Source organism: Robertkochia sediminum, from assembly GCF_016786255.1.
Lineage (GTDB): Bacteria > Bacteroidota > Bacteroidia > Flavobacteriales > Flavobacteriaceae > Robertkochia > Robertkochia sediminum.
On record NZ_JADMKT010000080.1, the window covers coordinates 86,853 to 105,004 of the forward strand.

15 protein-coding genes are annotated in these 18,152 nt (G+C 49.0%); 5 read left to right on the plus strand and 10 right to left on the minus strand.

The window, feature by feature from the left end; translation table 11 throughout:
* Positions 1-128: 128 nt before the first annotated feature.
* The 10 genes from IS446_RS13680 to IS446_RS13725 all read right to left on the minus strand — a co-directional run bounded on the left by IS446_RS13680 (position 129) and on the right by IS446_RS13725 (position 13,160).
* The gene (locus IS446_RS13680) at positions 129-884 is read right to left on the minus strand and encodes a cyclase family protein (RefSeq protein ID WP_203061321.1); all 756 of its coding nucleotides are present in this window, start codon (positions 882-884) and stop codon (positions 129-131) included.
* 10 nt (positions 885-894) lie between these two features.
* Positions 895-2,058: a radical SAM family heme chaperone HemW gene (gene hemW / locus IS446_RS13685; protein ID WP_203061322.1), complete on the minus strand. Its 1,164-nt coding sequence runs from the start codon at positions 2,056-2,058 to the stop codon at positions 895-897.
* Positions 2,059-2,401: 343 nt separating this feature from the next.
* Positions 2,402-3,589 (minus strand): acyltransferase family protein, encoded by a 1,188-nt coding sequence (locus tag IS446_RS13690; RefSeq protein ID WP_203061323.1) that lies wholly within the window; start codon positions 3,587-3,589, stop codon positions 2,402-2,404.
* A 206-nt stretch (positions 3,590-3,795) separates the two neighbouring features.
* The gene (locus IS446_RS13695; RefSeq protein ID WP_203061324.1) at positions 3,796-4,413 is read right to left on the minus strand and encodes a class I SAM-dependent methyltransferase; all 618 of its coding nucleotides are present in this window, start codon (positions 4,411-4,413) and stop codon (positions 3,796-3,798) included.
* Between the two features lie 127 nt (positions 4,414-4,540).
* Positions 4,541-5,176: a ligase-associated DNA damage response endonuclease PdeM gene (gene pdeM / locus IS446_RS13700; protein ID WP_317192218.1), complete on the minus strand. Its 636-nt coding sequence runs from the start codon at positions 5,174-5,176 to the stop codon at positions 4,541-4,543.
* On the minus strand, positions 5,169-7,484 hold the full coding sequence (locus tag IS446_RS13705; protein ID WP_203061326.1) for an FdhF/YdeP family oxidoreductase: 2,316 nt from the start codon (positions 7,482-7,484) through the stop codon (positions 5,169-5,171). The genes pdeM and IS446_RS13705 overlap by 8 nt, the downstream gene beginning before the upstream one ends.
* Before the next feature lie 83 nt (positions 7,485-7,567).
* The gene (locus tag IS446_RS13710) at positions 7,568-10,027 is read right to left on the minus strand and encodes a ligase-associated DNA damage response DEXH box helicase (RefSeq protein WP_203061327.1); all 2,460 of its coding nucleotides are present in this window, start codon (positions 10,025-10,027) and stop codon (positions 7,568-7,570) included.
* Positions 10,024-11,601: an ATP-dependent DNA ligase gene (locus IS446_RS13715; RefSeq protein ID WP_203061328.1), complete on the minus strand. Its 1,578-nt coding sequence runs from the start codon at positions 11,599-11,601 to the stop codon at positions 10,024-10,026. Before IS446_RS13715 ends, IS446_RS13710 begins: the two co-directional genes overlap by 4 nt.
* Positions 11,598-12,629 (minus strand): ligase-associated DNA damage response exonuclease, encoded by a 1,032-nt coding sequence (locus IS446_RS13720; protein WP_203061329.1) that lies wholly within the window; start codon positions 12,627-12,629, stop codon positions 11,598-11,600. Before IS446_RS13720 ends, IS446_RS13715 begins: the two co-directional genes overlap by 4 nt.
* Positions 12,630-12,704: 75 nt before the next feature.
* Complete coding sequence (locus tag IS446_RS13725; RefSeq protein WP_203061330.1) at positions 12,705-13,160, minus strand: ferritin-like domain-containing protein; 456 nt, start codon at positions 13,158-13,160, stop codon at positions 12,705-12,707.
* Positions 13,161-13,649: 489 nt separating this feature from the next.
* Here IS446_RS13725 and IS446_RS13730 point away from each other — a divergent pair, with 489 nt between their 5' ends.
* The 5 genes from IS446_RS13730 to IS446_RS13750 all read left to right on the plus strand — a co-directional run bounded on the left by IS446_RS13730 (position 13,650) and on the right by IS446_RS13750 (position 18,089).
* On the plus strand, positions 13,650-14,192 hold the full coding sequence (locus IS446_RS13730) for a 30S ribosomal protein S16 (RefSeq protein WP_203061331.1): 543 nt from the start codon (positions 13,650-13,652) through the stop codon (positions 14,190-14,192).
* Positions 14,193-14,200: 8 nt separating this feature from the next.
* Positions 14,201-14,725, plus strand: coding sequence for a ribosome maturation factor RimM (rimM, locus tag IS446_RS13735; protein WP_203061332.1), 525 nt, complete (start codon positions 14,201-14,203; stop codon positions 14,723-14,725).
* A gap of 24 nt (positions 14,726-14,749) precedes the next feature.
* Positions 14,750-15,466, plus strand: coding sequence for a tRNA1(Val) (adenine(37)-N6)-methyltransferase (locus IS446_RS13740; protein WP_203061333.1), 717 nt, complete (start codon positions 14,750-14,752; stop codon positions 15,464-15,466).
* A 157-nt stretch (positions 15,467-15,623) separates the two neighbouring features.
* A complete protein-coding gene (locus IS446_RS13745; RefSeq protein WP_203061334.1) occupies positions 15,624-17,366 on the plus strand; it encodes a GMC oxidoreductase in 1,743 nt (580 codons plus the stop codon).
* A 12-nt stretch (positions 17,367-17,378) separates the two neighbouring features.
* A complete protein-coding gene (locus IS446_RS13750) occupies positions 17,379-18,089 on the plus strand; it encodes a gluconate 2-dehydrogenase subunit 3 family protein (protein WP_203061335.1) in 711 nt (236 codons plus the stop codon).
* Positions 18,090-18,152: the final 63 nt, after the last annotated feature.

Below are 18,152 nucleotides of genomic sequence, written 5' to 3' on the forward strand. Positions count from 1 at the left end.
GGAACATTATTCTCCGCGGGGAGAAGTGCTCATCTTCATGTACTTATAAACCTACGAAAAATATGCAAAAGCAGCGATATTTTCCCGCTGATGGGAAGGCTTTGTGGCCTGCAGGTCTTTTATGGCGATTACTCCACGTGGGCTATGCGGTACAGTACCGGTTTTGAAGGAGAGGCATCATTCTCGAAAGAAGCGATCTGCAGGTTCAGCAGGTACAAGCCATCCTCGACCCGGTCCGGAATATGAACGAATTCGGTAATGGTAGCCTGATGGCGTGTTTGTTCAGGATACTGCCAAAAGGCTTTATGCGCCAGAAGTTTTCCTTCATCTTTTTCCTTGTCTACCGAGGGGAGGTCAACCAGCAGGTGATCAATGCCTTTTTCGGCGATCCATTTTGCGGCGGTTTCGGAGAGGTAGGGCGGATTGGTATGGGAGTATTGTCTCGTTTTTTTGGAACTCTCGTTGGGCAGGGTGCGTATGACCAGAGCCTCCGGAATCTCTTCGCCTATAGCTTCTTCGAGTTGCTTGCGGGTAATCACCAGGTCTTCGCCCTGTTTTTCCGGGGTAATACTGATCACTTTTGCCATAAAGAAAAAGGTGTTCAGGGCCTTGTTCACCGAATGGAATTCGGGCGTGATATGTCCTACGCATTCGGTGTGGGTGCCGTGGGCGTGCGGATTAAAAAAGATGTTGTTGAAATTGGTAGAGGCTCCGGCGTTCACACTTCCGGTAAAATCTCCGTGTTGTACGGGTTCTATCGTAGGGGGTGCCAGATACCAGGCATTCACATTATCGTTGCCGTTTTTTAGCGGAAGGGAGATATCGATGGGTTGCGTCAGGTTGGCCTGTAAGTTTCCCAGCTTGTGTTCGATGTGAATTTTCAAAAGATCAGATTTATGACTCCTGTAAATTTAAAAGAAATAGGTCAGATGCTAATCCGTCGGCCAGAAACTTTCCTTTGGCCGTGGTTTTCAGAAGGGTTTCCCCTTCGTCTTCTTCCAGTTTCAGGTAGCCTTCGCGAATGTGTGCTTGGCTTTGTTCCAGTAAATGATCGCTGAATGCAGGGCCGAACTCAGAACGTATGCGGTCTATAGAAACCCCCCATATGGTGCGAAGGCCGGTCATGAGGTATTCGTTATAGCGGTCTTTCATAGTGAGGGTTTCCCGTTCCAGGGGAAGTTCCCCCTGCTGCAGGCTCTTGATGTATTTAGGGTTGCTGGCGATATTCCACGAACGGGTGGTGCCATCGTAGCTATGGGCCGACGGACCGATTCCAAGGTATTTCTTGCCCTGCCAGTAGGCCGAGTTATTGATGCTGAAGTATCCCGGATTCCCGAAATTAGATAGTTCGTAATGCACAAAACCGTGCTTGCCCAGAGCCTCGACCAGGATGTCGAACTGTCGTGCTGCCTGATCGTCGCTGGGGTCATCGATCACTCCCTTTTTGATGAAGTGCTCCAGGGCGGTCTTAGGTTCTACCGTAAGAGCGTAACTGGAAATATGCGGAATTCCAAACGAAAGGGCGGTTTCGATGTTTTGTTTCCAGGCCTCATCACTCAACCCGGGAATCCCGTAAATAAGATCAACCGAGATATTGTCAAAGTATTTCGTAGCGGTTTCAAGGCATTTCAGGGCTTCCCCGGCGTTGTGTGCACGGTTCATAAGTTTCAGGTCTTCTTCGCGGAACGATTGGATGCCGATGCTCAGCCGGTTTACGCCTATTGCCTTGTATTCCTGTAATAGCTTGTCGGGATCACCTTCAATAAGGTCGTCAGGATTCACCTCGATCGTAAGTTCGATGGCTTCTGCCACAGCATGGTGTTTGTATACTTCCCCGATGATCTGTTCCAGTTCCTGCGGACTTAACCTGCTGGGGGTGCCCCCTCCAAAATAGATGGTCTCTACGATCTCTCCATTCATCTCATCCTTCCGAAGGGCGATCTCGGTCATGAGGGCCTCTATCATCTCCTCCTTGTGCTTCATCGACGTGGAGAAATGAAAGTCGCAGTAGTGACACGCCTGTCGGCAGAAAGGGATGTGAATGTAAATGCCGGCCATGTGGGAGTTATGAGGTTACGAGGTTATAAGGTTATAAGGTTACGAAGGTACGAAGAAAAGGGAATGGGGAGTAGGGAGTAGGGAGTGGTAAAGAAGGTAAAGAAGGTAAAGAAGGTGAAGTGGTTGAAGAAGGTGAAGTGGTTGAGGAAGGAGGAGAAGGTAAATAGGCAAAAAGGCGAATGAGTGAATATGTTAAGAATGCGGAGATGGTAAAGTCGCTTAAATGCCGGACTGTTTAAGCATAATGCCTTTTTGAATGCCAGAGATCTTCCCTCCTTTTTAAGGAAGACCTGCCTGCCGCCAGGCAGGGTGAGCGAAGGCTGGGGTGGTGGGTCAAATGCTTTTAGAAGGTTCGCTTTGCTTTCATGCCGAACAAGACCCTGGTGATCATGGTCTTTCTTACCACGAAATGATACATACTCCAGATCACGGTAATACAGATGATAACCAGTAGCAGTAATTTTAAAAAGATGGGCATCTCTAATGGCAGGAGGTAATATCCAGATGCCACGATCACTGCCTGGTGCATGATGTAAAAAGGATAGATGGCGGTATTGAGATAGGTGAGGTGTTTACCCGGGCGGTTGAGGTATCTCATGCTATACCCAATAGCCGAAAGGATCACGGTCCAGATATGGAGGCTGTTCATGAACCCAAAAAGATAAAGTTCCGGGCCCTGTTCTACAGGCCTGTTTGCGTTCCAGTCCCAGAAGTATGTAAAAAAGAGGATGGCCGATAAACTCAGCGCAATACCCAGGAAAAGCTTTCTGTACTTTAAGCATGTTTCCCAAAAGGATTCCAAACCGCTCAAAAAATACCCCAGGAAATAATAGGTTATGGAAGAAGTGAATACGAACCAATCGTTTATTAAACTGCCCTGTTCCGGCCACTCGATAAACAGCCGGAAGAAATAGAGAATGAAAGGGGCGGACAGTGATATGGCGAGGAGTGGTGAAGAGAGCCTTGATTCGAACCATCTCCTGTAGTGGTCCGGGAACTTTAGCTTGCTCATCGAAAAGACGGGTAACAGCAGGATGGTAAAAACGAATAAGTAGGCCACAAACCACATATGACTCCAGGTAAATGCACCCTCAGGGTAGGGTACGATCTCAAAGACCCGGGGGTAGAATTCAGGATAGCTTAGCTGTATCCGTCCTTTTTGCATCCATTCAAAATACACCTGTATCGGAGTGATAAAGAAGATCGCAAAGACCAGAGGGATGAATAAACGTATGGTGCGTTCACCCATAAACGCTAAAACGGAGCGTTTGCGTAATGAAAAACGAACGCCTACCCCCGCAATAAAGAACAGCAAGGGCAGCCTCCATTGATGAGTCCACCAGACGATTCGGGTGATCCATGGTGAGGTTTCAACATTGTTGATCTCCCAGGTGTAGTGTTCGACAAAAGGTACAGCGCAGTGAAATAAGATCAAGGTAGCAAAGGCCAGAACCCTGAGCCAATCGATGTAATGGAGGCGTTTATTCAAAATGGCGATCTGATGTGTTTCATCATTATAGACGTGGAGCATTGTTAAAGGGTTGCCTGGAACTAATAAAAATGAAGGAAAAATTGATGGCTATATCCTCGAAAAGGATGGTGCATTTTGAGATCATTCTACCCGGTTCATCCGCTGCCTTGTTCACCGAAACTAAGTAGTTAGCTTTAGCGAGGAGGGCTCAAAACTCACGACTCTCGACTCCCCATTCTCGACTCTCCATTCCCGATTCTCCACCCCTATTCCCTTCTTCTCCCGACAAACCGGATCACACTGCTTTTGCCCCTGTGGAATGCCCCCTCATCCAGGGTCACTTCTTTTTCTTCAAGGAGGAGGATCTCAAACCCGGGAAATTCGTTCTTAATGTCCTGTATATCGAAGAGCATTTCGGGGTCTTTTGGTCCGCCGGCTTGCGGATTCTCCCTTGAGAATTTCAAATGATTCTTGCTGAAGGCTTCAAAGATCACGTATCCTCCGGGGGCAAGCATCCCAGCGATCTTTTGGTGATAGTCATCCCTGATATTGGCCGGGAAATGCGCGAAGATGAGCACGGCAGCATCGAACTTTTCTGCTCCGAGATCAACTTCGTCAAGGGGGCCCACCTCATAACGGATGTCAACCCCGTGCTTTGTTGCCAAGGCCAGAGCCTTTTTCCGGCCTTCACTGCTTATGTCAAAGGCGACCGCTTCGAGACCCCGGGTGGCTGCATATACGGCATTACGCCCTTCTCCTTCCGCAGGAAATAGCACCTTTCCCTCAGAGAGGTATTTGTTTGCCATTTCCTTAAAAAAGGTATTAGGGGCTTCCCCATAGGCATAAGCCTTTTCACCATATCGTTTCTCCCAAAAATCTTTCATAACCAATGGATTTATTTTTTTGCGCATCACGCATCACGCATCACTTGTTACCTTTTACTTATCACTAACAACTAACAACTAACAACTAACAACTAACAACTAACAACTCCCTACTCACGACTCCCCACTAACCACTCACCAACAAAACTTCCTCCGGCGTTACGGCATACACCTGGTCTGTAGCCTGCGGACTCAATACGTGTTTTCCCGTAAATTCTCCAAAGGCGGGGAGGATGAGCTGATGCTCCTTCTTAAAAAAGCAGGGGAGTCTCAGGCTTTGTCGCCCCGGACCTCGCAGCCTTACCCCCGGATGTATATGTCCGCAGATATTAAAAGTATCCCCATCCTCATTCGGCTCGTGTGTGAGATAGAAGGGAGGAAGGTCCCAGGAGTCCCGAATGTGAATCCCAAGGCTCTCCAGCCGGTGTTCGGGAATAAGGTCATGGTTGCCTTTTATGAGTACGATGTCTGATTCGATATGGGTGGTCCAATCGGCAAACAGGTCCCATTCATTGTTTGGGGAACTGTGAAAAAGATCACCTAAAAAGCAAAGGGTATCAGGATTGAATTTTCTGATCAGGGTATCGATTTTTTCATAGGCGCGAAACATAGTTCCGGTGGGTACGGCCATACCGTTCTTGCGAAAATGCGCCGCCTTCCCCAGGTGGACATCGGCTACTAAGAGCGTGGAGCGTTCCTTCCAAAAGGCCGATCCATAGGGGTGCAGGATAAAATGATCTCCCTTGATTTTCAGCTCACTCACCTGCATGAGACGTGGTTTTCAGGATACGAACCTTTACCGACTTGCTTATCGGGGTATGACTTTTGTCTGCAAAATGGTTGTAGGGCACCAGGACATTGGTTTCCGGAAAGTAGGAGGCCAGGTTGCCTCTAGGGATCTCGTAGGGGATAACCATAAACTTTTCGGCCCTTCGCACTACTCCGTCATAAGTACTGGTCATATCGATCACTTCTTGCGATCGCAATTGCCGTTGTTTCATGTCTTCCGGGTTCATAAACACCACCCGGCGCTCGTTGTAAATTCCGCGGTAACGATCGTCGAGTCCGTAGATGGTCGTATTGAACTGGTCGTGCGAGCGAATGGTCATGAGCAGGAATTCATCTTCTTCGAGGCCATGTTCCGGGAGTTTGCAGACACTGAGTTTCGCCTTGCCGTCGGGGAATTTGCTAAAATCGAGCTCCCGCACGTTGTTGGGCAGGTAATAGCCACTGCCCTCACTGCGTTTGCTGAGGTTTTCGAATCCGCGGAGCACGGCTCCCATCTTTTCGCGGGTGAGCTCGTAATCACTGCCCATGGCCTTCCAGTCTATAGGATGGTCATTGCCCAATACGGCATGGGCAATGCCGGTGACGATCTCGGGTTCACTTTTGAGGTTGCCGGAGGCCGGAGGCAAGAGTCCTTTGGTGCGGTGCACTTTTCCCATGCTGTTCTCTACCGTGAGAAATCGTTGTTCGCCATCCTTGAGGTCTCTTTCTGATCGCCCCAGGGTGGGCAGGATCAAGGCTGTTTTTCCGGTGATGAGGTGCGACCGGTTGAGCTTGGTGCTGATCTGTACGGTCAGGTTGCATTTCTGCAGGGCTTCGGCCGTATAGCGCGTATCGGAGGCTGCCGAAACAAAATTTCCACCCAGGGCAACAAAGACCTTGGCCTTTTCCTTATGCATGGCTTCGATGGCGTGTACTACATCGAGGCCGTGGTGCTCCGGAGGATCAAATCCGAATACCTTCTTTATGGCCGCATTCATGGGCTTACTCACATAGTGCATGATCCCTACACTGCGGTCGCCCTGCACATTACTGTGTCCGCGTACCGGGCAGGTTCCGGCACCGGGTTTACCGAGGCTTCCCTTTAGTAAAAGAAGGTTTACGCATTCTTTGATATTTTCTACCCCGTTCTTGTGCTGGGTGAGTCCCATGGCCCAGCAAATAATGATCTTTTGCTTTTTAGCGAGCAGTTCAACCGCCCTGTCGACCAGCGTTTCATCTACGCCGCAACGAGTGAGCAGGTCTTGATCGTTGTACTGTTCCAGGTCCTGCATGAGGGGAACGTAGCCACTCACGTATTTTTTGATGAAGTCGTGGTCAAAGATATCTTGGTGCTTCCGGTCGAGGGTAGCCAGTTTTTTTATAATGAGTTTGATCAAAGGAACGTCCTGGTTGATCTTTACCGGCAGGTGGAGGTCGGCGATCAATGTGCCGTCAGACAGGATCCCTCTTGGGGTTTGCGGATTCTTAAATCGGCTGAGTCCGGCTTCGGCCAGCGGATTCACACTGATGATCTTGCCGCCGTTGTGTTTGCATTTTTCCAGGGCCATGAGCATTCGGGGGTGATTGGTGCCGGGGTTTTGTCCGATCACCATGATCACTTCGGCCTCATGGAGGTCTTCGAGCTTAACCGATCCTTTTCCGATTCCCAGCGTTTCACTAAGGGCCACGCCACTGGATTCATGGCACATGTTCGAGCAGTCGGGCAGGTTGTTCGTACCCAGGGCTCTCGCAAAAAGACCATAGAGAAAGGCCGCCTCATTACTGGATCTTCCGGAGGTGTAGAATACCGCTTCGTCCGGGCCGGGCAATGACTGAATGTGTTTTCCGATGAGATCAAAAGCGCCCTCCCAGCTTATGGGTTCGTAATGTGATCGTCCTTCCCGTAGTACCATGGGATGGGTGAGCCTTCCGCTTTTTCCGATCTCGTAGTCTGACCATTGGGAAAGTTCTTCTACCGAATAGCGTTTAAAGAATTCAGGATCTACCCGTTTATTGGTAGCTTCCTCAGCCAGGGCTTTGGCCCCATTTTCACAGTATTCGGCGATCTTTGAACGCTTTTCAGGATCGGGCCAGGCACATCCCGGACAATCAAAACCTTCTTTCTGATTCATGTGCAACAGGGTGCTTACTCCTTTAAGGAGCCCCATTTCTTTCATGGCGTGTTCCATAGCCACCTTAACTCCGGTAAGGCCTGCAGCGGTTTGTGCTGGTTCTTTGATACGGATTCCGGTAAACTTTAATTCGCCTTCAGCTGAGGTGTTTCTGGCTTTGTCGGTTTTCATTTTTTGGATTTTAAAGGTCCAGGATTCTCGATATAAGCAAACTGTGACTTTTCTAAATGTAGCAAATTATGTGGTAAGGCAGATCATTTTTCAAGCTGGAGCTGCATTTTACGGATCCGGTCGGACAGTTTTTCTGAAGACAGTTTTTCCCGTAAACGATCGGTGATGATCGGGAAGGAGAAGGGGGTGGGCTTTTCGCAGCACTTCCATACGATCTCTTGCTTTTCGATGCGTTCCAGGGCCTGGGCGAGTCGGCCTTCCTCAAGGGAGTGTTCAAAGGTTTCGCGATAGGCCTGGAGATACAGGAGGTTATCGGGTTCAAAATCCTTAAACACATTAAAGAAGAGTTGCGAGCTGCTCTGGAGGTGCTTGCTCTTGAGTTGCTTGTCGGGGTATCCCTGGAATACCAACCCGGAGATCACAGCGATATCCCTGAATTTGCGCCGTGCCATTTCTGTGGCATTCAGGCTTTTATGGAGATCGTCGTGCAGGTATGCTGTGCTAAAGAGGTTGTTGTCGACCACCTGTTCGATGTCTACAGGTTGATCGGACAAAAGTTCAAAGCCGTAATCGTTAAAGGCCAGAGAAAAGCTTATGGGCTGGAGGAGGCTAATACGGTAGGCCAGCAGGCTACCCATGGCCTCATGCACAAAGCGCCCTTCGAACGGATAGAAAATGACGTGGTAACCCTCACGGGTCTTAAAGGTTTCGATAAGAAATTCTTCAGGCCCCGGAACGATCGATTCTTTTTGCTGGCGCTCAAATACCGGAGCCAGAGCTTTGAGTTCCTTGCTTTTGGAGGGTATATGGTCCTTTCCGGCCAGGTAAAGCTCATCCCGGAGCAAGGCACTCATTTGTGATGAGAAACTCATACGACCACCCATCCAGCTGGGTACTTTAGCGTTCTTTTTCTTTGAGCGTTTTACCAGGACCTGCATTTGCTTGATCCTGAAAAGCTCAAGGTTTCGGCCGGCAAAGGTGAATACGTCGCCCGGTTGGAGTTTTGAGATAAACCACTCTTCAATATGCCCGAGGTATCCGCCTTTGAGGTATTTTACGGTGAGTACGGCATCACTAACGATAGTACCCACAGAAAGGCGGTGTCGCATGGCAATACCCCGGCTGTTCACTTTAAACTTACCGTCGTCCATGACCTCTACCTTTCTGTATTCGTCGTATTCGCGCAGGGACTGACTTCCCATGGTGATGAAATTGAGCACCCATTGCCATTGATCATCGGTAATGCCCTGGAAACAAAAGGTAGACCGGATCTCAGGATAGATCTCTTTAGGATAAAAGCCTTCTGCAACTGCGAGGGTGGTGAGGTATTGTATGAGCACATCAAAACACAATAAATAGGGCATGCGATCTTCTACGGCTTTTTCCTTAACTGCCTTTTTCAGGGCCGATGCTTCTATGAGCTCTATGGCATGGGTCGGTAAAAAGTAGATCGTACTGTTCTTTCCCGGTTGGTGGCCACTGCGTCCCGCCCGCTGCAGGAATCGCGCCACCCCCTTGGGTCCGCCGATCTGAATAATGGTCTCTACGGGGGCAAAATCGACTCCCAGGTCGAGGCTGGAGGTGCAGACCACAGCCTTTAACCGGTCGTGCCGAATGGCTTCTTCTACCCATAGGCGTGTTTTTTTATCAATACTGCCGTGGTGCATGGCGATCTCCCCCGCGAATTCGGGGTATTTGGCAAGGATCGCCTGGAACCAGATCTCACATTGCGACCGTGTGTTGGTAAAAAGCAGGGTCGACCTGCTTCCGCGCAGAATCGGGATCACCTCGTCGAGAAGGTGAATTCCCAGGTGGCCCCTCCAGGGAAATTTTTCCATGGTGTCTGGTATGATGGAATGCACCTGTATCTTCTTCTGAATTTTGGCCCTGATGAGCACGGAGTTTCGGAGGCTTTCTGATCCCGGTCCCAATAATACTTCCCGGGCCTGTTCTATGTTGCCTATAGTAGCCGAGATGCCCCAGATGCGCAACTCTGGACACAGGGACTTGAGGCGACTGATAGCCAGTTCGGTTTGTACGCCTCTTTTGCTGCCCAGCAATTCATGCCATTCGTCGGCCACGATAGCCTTGCAGTTCCTGAAGTGTTTTTTAAAGTCTTTTGAAGCTAATAGCAGATGCAGGCTTTCCGGGGTGGTAATGAGGAGGTCGGGCATCTTTTTTCGTTGAGCAGCCCTTTCTTTGGTGCTGGTATCCCCCGTTCTGATACCTACCTGCAGGTCGATCTCCATCTCTTCGGCGAAGGCTTTGCTGGCCTGGGCGATCTCGAGGGACAGGGCTCTGAGGGGAGTGATCCATATCGCTTTCACCCCACTTTTCGCAGACTTCGAAGTTGTATGGTGTTTTAACGAAAGAGCTATAGGTACCCATAAGGCAAAAGTCTTCCCGCTTCCGGTAGGCGCATTTAGGAGTCCGTTCTTTCCTTCCAGCCATGCCTTCCAGGTTTGCTTTTGAAAGGGGAAGGGTTGCCACCCTCTTTGATTGAACCATGCTGTGGCTTCCTGTATAATGGTTTGGGTTTTCATAACAGCGCTTTAAGGTCGTTAAGGGTATTGGCCTCTTCCGGGCTTTTGTCTTTTCGCCATCGCAGGATCCGTGGAAAACGCACCGCTACGCCACTTTTATGACGGTTACTGGGAGCAATGCCTTCAAAGGCGATCTCGAAAACCAGCTCGGGTTTTACCTGTCGTACCGGTCCGAAACGGTCGAGGGTGTTCTTTTTTATAAATCGGTCGGCTTCCCGAAATTCGGCATCGCTCAATCCGGAATAAGCTTTGGCAAAGGTGACCAGCTCCTCGCCATCCCAAAGGGCAAAGGTGTAATCGGTAAACAGGTTGGTTCGCCTTCCGTGACCCCGCATGGCATAGGTGAGTACGGCATCGATGGTAAGGGGATCGACCTTCCATTTCCACCAGTCGCCTTTTTTTCGGCCTACCCCGTAAGGAGCATTTTTGCTTTTGAGCATCAGCCCTTCGCTTTTTTCTTCCCTGGCTCGTTCCCGTAATTGTGCGGCCTCTTCCCAGGTGTTAAAATCCAGTAGGGGTGATCGTTCGAGAAACGTTCCGGCAGGCTTTGAGAACAGGCGGTCCAGGTATGCTCTGCGTTCCTGCAGGGGGAGTGCTCTGATATCCTTGCCTTTCCATTCAAGGAGGTCATAGGCCTTCAGGAATACGGGGCGTTCTTTAAGTAGTTTTTTACTCACTGTTTTGCGTCCGAGACGCTTCTGCAGGTCGTTAAAGCTGCCAATGCCCTGTTCATTGCGCGCCAGTAATTCTCCGTCGATCACTGTACCCTCTGGTAATAGCTCAGCAAGTTCCTGCAGTTCGGGAAATTTATCGGTAACCAGTTCTTCTCCCCGACTCCATATAAAGAGCGCTCCCCCTCTGCATACCACCTGGGCACGAATACCGTCCCATTTGTACTCCACGTACCAATGCTGAGGTTCTCCGAGGCTTTCCGGGCCTTCTTCCAGCGGATAGGCCAGATAAAAGGGGTATGGTTTGCTTTTTTCTGCGGCTTCCTGTCCGGAAAAAACAAGTTTATCAAAAGTCGTTGTTTCCGGGGTCCAGTTCCCCATGAGCTTAAAGGCCAACACATCCTCTTCCTGTCCCGTTGCCTGCGCCAGGGCCCTGGTCATGAGTTTTTGACTAATACCTATGCGAAAGCCACCGGTGAGTAGTTTGGTGAAAGCGAACCGCTCGTAATGGTCAAATGCCTGCCATGCCGTTTCCAGATAAAGGCGTTGCTCGTCTTCATTTTTCCTGCCCAGTCCTGCGAGCTCTTCCATGCGTTCATGGAGTGCTTTTTGATCACCACCTTGTTCTTGCGGTACGACCAGGGCTATGGTTTCTGCCAGGTCACCAACGATATGGTAGGATTCTTCGAATAGCCAAAGCGGAATCGACGCCAGGTTAGAAGCCCATTCGCGTAGTTTTGTGGTGCTCACAGGGCGTCTGGGCCGGCGATGGGAGAGCAGGGCAATGGTCCAGAGTTTGTCTTTAGGAGCCGCAGAACTAAAATACGCACTCAGGTAGGCTACCTTGCTGTTGGTGCTGTTCGTACTGTCAAGCCGTCGAATGAGTTGCGCAAAGTCTTTCATGATGCTGTTTCCTTTGCGTTTGTAGGAGGTTCTTCTTCTTCGCTGTCACCCTCGTATTCTGTATTTTCGGTATACGCATGATACCCGAGTTCTTCGCGCAGGTATCGGGAGAAGATCGCTGTATAGCCATGGGTAGCAACCACAGTTTCACAACCGGTGGCTTTTACTGCTTCCAGGAGTCCGCTCCAGTCGGCGTGGTCAGAAAGTACGAAGCCGCGGTCTACGGCCCTTCTTCTGCGGGCCCCTCTAAAGGCCATCCAGCCACTGGCCGAGGCAGTGGCATAGGGAGCGAATTTCCGCAGCCAGACACTTCCGTGCGTGCCCGGAGGGGCAATGATGAGGTTCCCGCGGATCTCACTTTTAGGAGTGTCTTTGGTAATGAGGGTCGTAGGGGGAAGATCGGTGAACCGGCGAACGACCTCGGTCATGTTCTCGATGGCGCCATGGGTGAAGATCGTCCCTGTTTCTGGATCGAGGTGTTTGAGCAATCGTTGTGCCTTTCCCAGGGAGTAGGCAAAAAGCACCGAAGTATGACCTTCAGCCTTGTTCTGCTTCCACCAGGTATTGATGTCGTTAAAAACCTCTTGTTGGGGTCGCCAGTTAAAGGCGGGAAGCCCAAAGGTGCACTCGGTGATAAATCCGTTGCACTTCACCGGCTCAAAGGGAGGGGCGATGCCGTCGTCTTCGAGTTTGTAATCGCCTGTAAAAACCCAAACCTCTCCCTTGTGCTCCACGCGAATCTGGGAAGACCCCGGGATATGACCCGCCGGATGAAAACTAAATTTAACGTTGTTGATCACAGTAGTTTCTCCCCAATCGACCCCTTGCGCTGCGATATCGCCTAACCTACGCTCCATAATAGATTTGTTGTGATGGTGGGTGATATACTGTTGGTGGCCCCACCGCGCGTGATCGGAGTGGCCGTGGGTGATGAGGGCCTTGTTTACCGGCCGCCACGGATCCAGGTATACCCCGGCCGGTTCGCAGTAAATGCCCTTTTCGGTAAAGGCGAGTAACGGTTTTTTCATAGCGCATTGAAATTACGAAAAAGACATAAAAAAACCCGGGGTTATCCCGGGTTGTTTAGATTGCGGTTCAACGGATTAGGAAACCATTTCTTCAAACAAATGTACTTTGTTAATGGCGTTTCTGATCGCATCGCTATGCTTGGTCAAAAGATCTACCGTAGAAGGCGGTAAGGTCTTTTGCTCTTTGAGGATCTCATTGTATTCTTCGATCACTTTCTTCTCTGCTCTCAGGCACTCTTCAAGCACGGCTTCCTGTTTGTTTTCAGATAGTAACGATCGGATGTTGGTCCAGAACCTGTGGGTAGTTCCTCGGAGGGTTCCGCTTTCTTCCGGCATTTCTCCGTAGCTCAGGATCTCCCTGCGTAGGTCTCTGGCAAAATCGCCTCGTTGTTCTGCCCGTCGTTTAAAGAACATTTTAAGTTCTGCTGGTTCATCTATTCGGTTCATCGCGTTCAAATAGCCTTTCTCTGCATCGTAAGTGCTCTCTAGTAAGGAGTTTAAACGTTCTGACATCATTTTGCTAAACTTCATTGGTATATTGATTTTATTGGTTCGAAATTAATGTTACCGTTTTTCGATAACGCAACTATAGTATAAGGAATGTAGTAGTTCATGTCAAATATATAGCGCTGTTTATCAAAGGTTTAACGAATTTTGTTAATGCTTGTTAAAGGATTTTCCTGTTAAGATTTTCGGAAGGAGGAAATTTTATCGCTAAGGGTACGTGAGGGGTTATTTCTTCAATGTTTATTTCCATACCCATTTTATCAACCGTAGCCTTGGCGAAGGTTGACTTCCCTTTTTCACCCTCCGAAACCTTGGTGTAGGAGGGCTTCACTTTTTTACCCTCTGAAGCTTTAGCAAGAAAGGCCTACCCTCATTACTCTTTCCTTCAAAATAAATCGCTTACCATCTGTTTTTTAATGCCGTAAAGTATCAGGGTTATAACTTTTTAGTTTATATTTGCACCCTCAAAAAATTAATAATAGGGGTCGTGAACCCCGCTAATTAATGTAATTTATGCCTGTTAGAATCAGATTACAGAGACACGGTAGAAAAGGGAAGCCTTTTTACTGGATCGTTGCGGCCGACAGCCGTTCAAAAAGAGATGGTAAATTCCTTGAGAAATTAGGAACTTACAATCCAAACACTAACCCTGCACAGATCGAACTTGATGTTGACGGTTCTGTACAATGGTTAAGAAACGGTGCTCAGCCTTCTGACACTGCGAAAAGAATTCTTTCTTACAAAGGAGTTATGCTTAAGCACCACCTGCTTAAAGGTGTTGATAAAGGAGCTCTTACCGAAGAAGATGCTGCGAAGAAATTCGAAGCATGGGTAGAAGAGAAAGAGTCTAAAGTTTCTTCTAAGAAAGAAGATCTTGCTAAAGCTGAAGCTGATGCAAAAGCTAAAGCTCTTGAAGCAGAGAAAGAAGTGAACGAGAAGCGTAAAGCTGCTGCTGCCGAAGCTGAGGCTGAAGCTCAAGCTGCTGAAGCTGCCACTGCAGAAGGTGAAGAAGCTGCTGCAGAAGGTGAAGAAGAGAACAACGAGGCTGAAGCTTAATTTATTTTATGAGAAAAGAAGATTGCTTCTATCTCGGTAAAATCGTTAAAAAATACAGCTTTAAGGGAGAAGTCTTAGCCAAGCTGGATACAGACGATCCCGAACTCTACAAAGAATTGGAATCAGTGTTTGTTGCCATGGGCAACAACCTGGTTCCTTTTTTTATTGAACGTGCATCCCTGCACAAAGACACCTTGCTTCGTATGAAGCTGGAGGAGGTAGACAGTGAAGCAGAAGCCGACAGGCTGATGCGGGCAGAACTTTATCTTCCTTTGGAAATGCTTCCGGAACTGGACGATGATCAATTCTATTTTCACGAGGTTATCGGGTACCAGATCGAAGACGAGCGTTACGGACTTGTAGGTGTTCTTGAAGGCGTTAACGATAATACGGCCCAGGCCCTTTTGGAGATCGACAGGGATGGGAAACAAGTGCTTATTCCGCTTAATGATGAATTTATTGTCAAGGTAGATCGCGACAATAAAAAGATCATTGTGCGCACGCCGGAAGGACTTATCGATCTCTACCTCTAATACGATTCTTAAGATCTTAATATCATGTCGTCCGGACCTTTTCGATTTAAACAATTCGACATCCGACAGGATCGCTGTGCGATGAAAGTGGGTACCGATGGCGTCTTGCTCGGCGCATGGGCTACTGTAAGCCATCGCCCGGGAGCCATTCTCGATATCGGAGCCGGAACAGGATTGATCGCTTTAATGCTGGCACAGCGTTCTGATGCCGGACTCATAGATGCGCTCGAGGTCGATGATGATGCCTTTGAGCAGTGTGTAGAGAATTTCGAAGCTTCACCCTGGAACGATCGTTTGTTTTGCTATCATGCCGGTTGGGATGAGTTTGTCGATGAGATGGACGACCGATATGACCTTATCGTATCCAATCCGCCATTTTACGCAGCCGATTACAGGTCGGATGATGAAACACGGGCTAAGGCACGGTCTAATTTTTCTCTTCCTTTTAATGAGCTTTTGGCGGGTATACCTAAATTTCTTAACCCCGACGGTAAATTCGCTATGGTTGCTCCCGCTGCGGAAGAAGCGCGCATACTTGCGCTGGCAGAAGCCAATGATCTGTTTTCCGAACGAATACTTCGCGTTCGCGGTCACGAAGGAGCGCCTGTAAAACGAACCTATTTCGAATTTGGGTTAGCCCGGGTGCCGGTGCAGGAAGAAGAGCTCACAATTGAGCTTGATCGCCATGTGTATACCGAAGACTACATTGCCCTTACCAAAGATTTCTACCTGAAAATGTAAGGTAGCCTGAGTGGTAACTGCCGATCTTTATTGAACTTCCATATAAGGTTGCTCGTGTTTTTACTGAAGTTACTGAGCGATTTTTCTGTAATATATATTAAGGGATCCGTAAAAATTTAGGATATTTTAGGTCGATTTACTAACCTAACTACATCCTATGTCCTTTCAGATTAAGAAAAATGCATCTGTATATGATATTTGTATCGTAGGTTCCGGAGCCGGTGGTGGTATGGCCGCCAAGGTGTTATCGGAAGCCGGGTACAAGATCGCCCTCATGGAGGCGGGGCCCAAATTCGATCCCGCAAACCCTGAACAACAAACACAATTCAAATGGCCTTACGATTCCCCGCGAAGAGGTGCCGGAACTACCCGTGCCTTTGGGGAGTTTGATATGGCTTATGGTGGATGGGAGATCGACGGAGAACCCTATACCCGAAAGGATGGAACTAAGTTCGATTGGTTCCGTTCGCGAATGCTTGGAGGTCGAACCAACCACTGGGGGAGGATATCCCTGAGGTTCGGACCACTGGATTTTAAGCGGAAGGACTTCGATGGTAAAGGCGATAACTGGCCTATTGGTTATGACGATGTAAAGCCCTGGTACGATAAGGTCGATAAGCTTATTGGCGTTTTTGGTACCCGTGAGGGGTTGGCCAATGAACCCGATGGGTACTTCTTGCCTCCGCCAAAACCAAGGCTTCACGAGATGTATCTCAAAAAATACGGAGAGCAGATGGGGCTCCCGGTGATCCCTTCCCGTTTATCGATCCTCACCAAACGCGTAGACAACCGCAGAGGGGCTTGTTTCTATTGTAACCAGTGCTCTCGTTCCTGTACGATCTATGGTGACTTCTCTTCTTCTTCGGTGCTGGTGAAACCTGCCCTGGAATATGAGAATGTCGATCTTTTTGTAAATGCCATGGTACGCGAGGTACTCACCGATGAGAACGGTAAGGCTACCGGAGTGAGCTTTATTAATAAAGCCGACAGAGAAGAGTACCAGGTCAAGGCTAAGGTGGTCATCCTCGCTGCCAGTGCCTGTGGCTCTGCGCGAATACTGCTTAATTCCCGTTCGTCCCGATTCCCTAACGGATTGGGGAATTCCAGCGGACTCGTAGGGCGCTACCTGCACGATTCTACGGGAGCCGACAGGGCTGCGCTAATCCCGGAGCTCATGGACCGTAAGCGTTATAACGAAGACGGGGTTGGAGGGATGCACCTCTATGTGCCATGGTGGTTAAAAGACACGAAGAAGTTCGGATTTACCCGTGGGTACCACATCGAATTCTGGGGCGGAATGGGAATGCCTTCCTATGGTGTTGGCTTTGGTATGGAGAACCTCAACGGACTCGTGCCGGGAGCAGATGGTCAAATGAAAAAGGCCGGAGGATACGGGGCCGACCTTAAGAACGATGTAAGACGTTTTTATGGTGCTGTTGTAGGTATGAGCGGAAGGGGAGAGAGTATTCCTCAAAAAGATAATTACTGCGAACTCGATCCCGATGTGGTCGATGAATTCGGGATCCCGGTACTGCGATTCAACTATAAGTGGACCGACGATGAGCGCAACCAGGCCAAACATATGCAGGATACCTTTGAAGAACTGCTTACCAATATGGGTGGAATCCTCCTCGGAGATAAGCCAGGGGCCGACCGCGACCACGGACTACACAACCCGGGAAGGATCATTCACGAGGTGGGAACCACCCGTATGGGCGACGACGCTAAGACGTCTGTAGTGAACCGGTATAATCAGTTACACGATGCAGATAACGTTTTTGTAATGGATGGAGGGCCTTTTGTTTCTCAGGCCGATAAGAATCCTACCTGGACCATCCTGGCACTGGCATGGAGAGCCAGTGAGTACCTTAATGAGGAGATTAAAAAAATGAATTTCTAATAAGACACACCTATGGATAGAAGAAAAAGTATAAAAGCGATGTTCGCCGGAACCGTGACTTCCGGATTTATGTTCTCAGGATGTCTTACCGAAAAAGAAGCTGAAGCCGGTGCAGAGGCTTCGGAAAAAGCCCTGGAGCCGGGTGGTGGGTACGGACGAACCCCGGAAGAGCTGGAGAGAGATCAGCGTCTAATGGGCGAAACCTTCTTTAATGAGGAAGAAATGGCGATGATCGCTGTGTTGGCAGATCTTATCATTCCCGCCGATGAAACCTCGGGATCGGCTACCGATGCCGGAGTGCCTGATTTTATAGAGTTCATCGTTAAGGATATGCCGTATCACCAGACTCCGCTGCGAGGCGGACTCATGTGGTTGAACCACGAAAGTAACAGGAGGTACGATCTTGAATTTGTGAAATGCTCTGAAGGCCAGCAAAAGGCGATCCTCGATGATATCGCCTACCCAGATGAGGTAGAGCCGGAATACGAGCAAGGAGCCCGCTTCTTTAGTCGTATCAGGAACCTGGTGGCTACCGGATTCTTTACCAGTAAGATGGGTATAGACGACCTGGGGTATATGGGTAATGTGCCCAATGTATGGGATGGGGTGCCGGCAGACGTACTGGAAAAACACGGTATGGAATACGATGAGAAGATCCTGAAACAAAGTATAAAACCGGAGGAGCGTAACGACATCGAAGACTGGAAAGATTATGAGGTGTAAATAACCGGGTAGATTGTTAAAATTATAACATTATGCTATTGTAATGTTATATTCCATTATTTA

Excerpts from the sequence above, each read along its gene's own strand:
- IS446_RS13715 (WP_203061328.1), bottom strand. The coding sequence starts at position 11,601 with ATGAAAGACTTTGCGCAACTCATTCGACGGCTTGACAGTACGAACAGC.
- IS446_RS13705 (WP_203061326.1), bottom strand. The coding sequence starts at position 7,484 with ATGAAAACCGACAAAGCCAGAAACACCTCAGCTGAAGGCGAATTAAAG.
- IS446_RS13730 (WP_203061331.1), top strand. The coding sequence starts at position 13,650 with ATGCCTGTTAGAATCAGATTACAGAGACACGGTAGAAAAGGGAAGCCT.
- IS446_RS13720 (WP_203061329.1), bottom strand. The coding sequence starts at position 12,629 with ATGAAAAAACCGTTACTCGCCTTTACCGAAAAGGGCATTTACTGCGAA.
- IS446_RS13690 (WP_203061323.1), bottom strand. The coding sequence starts at position 3,589 with ATGCTCCACGTCTATAATGATGAAACACATCAGATCGCCATTTTGAAT.
- IS446_RS13710 (WP_203061327.1), bottom strand. The coding sequence starts at position 10,027 with ATGAAAACCCAAACCATTATACAGGAAGCCACAGCATGGTTCAATCAA.
- IS446_RS13740 (WP_203061333.1), top strand. The coding sequence starts at position 14,750 with ATGTCGTCCGGACCTTTTCGATTTAAACAATTCGACATCCGACAGGAT.
- rimM (WP_203061332.1), top strand. The coding sequence starts at position 14,201 with ATGAGAAAAGAAGATTGCTTCTATCTCGGTAAAATCGTTAAAAAATAC.
- IS446_RS13695 (WP_203061324.1), bottom strand. The coding sequence starts at position 4,413 with ATGAAAGATTTTTGGGAGAAACGATATGGTGAAAAGGCTTATGCCTAT.
- IS446_RS13725 (WP_203061330.1), bottom strand. The coding sequence starts at position 13,160 with ATGAAGTTTAGCAAAATGATGTCAGAACGTTTAAACTCCTTACTAGAG.
- IS446_RS13750 (WP_203061335.1), top strand. The coding sequence starts at position 17,379 with ATGGATAGAAGAAAAAGTATAAAAGCGATGTTCGCCGGAACCGTGACT.
- IS446_RS13745 (WP_203061334.1), top strand. The coding sequence starts at position 15,624 with ATGTCCTTTCAGATTAAGAAAAATGCATCTGTATATGATATTTGTATC.
- hemW (WP_203061322.1), bottom strand. The coding sequence starts at position 2,058 with ATGGCCGGCATTTACATTCACATCCCTTTCTGCCGACAGGCGTGTCAC.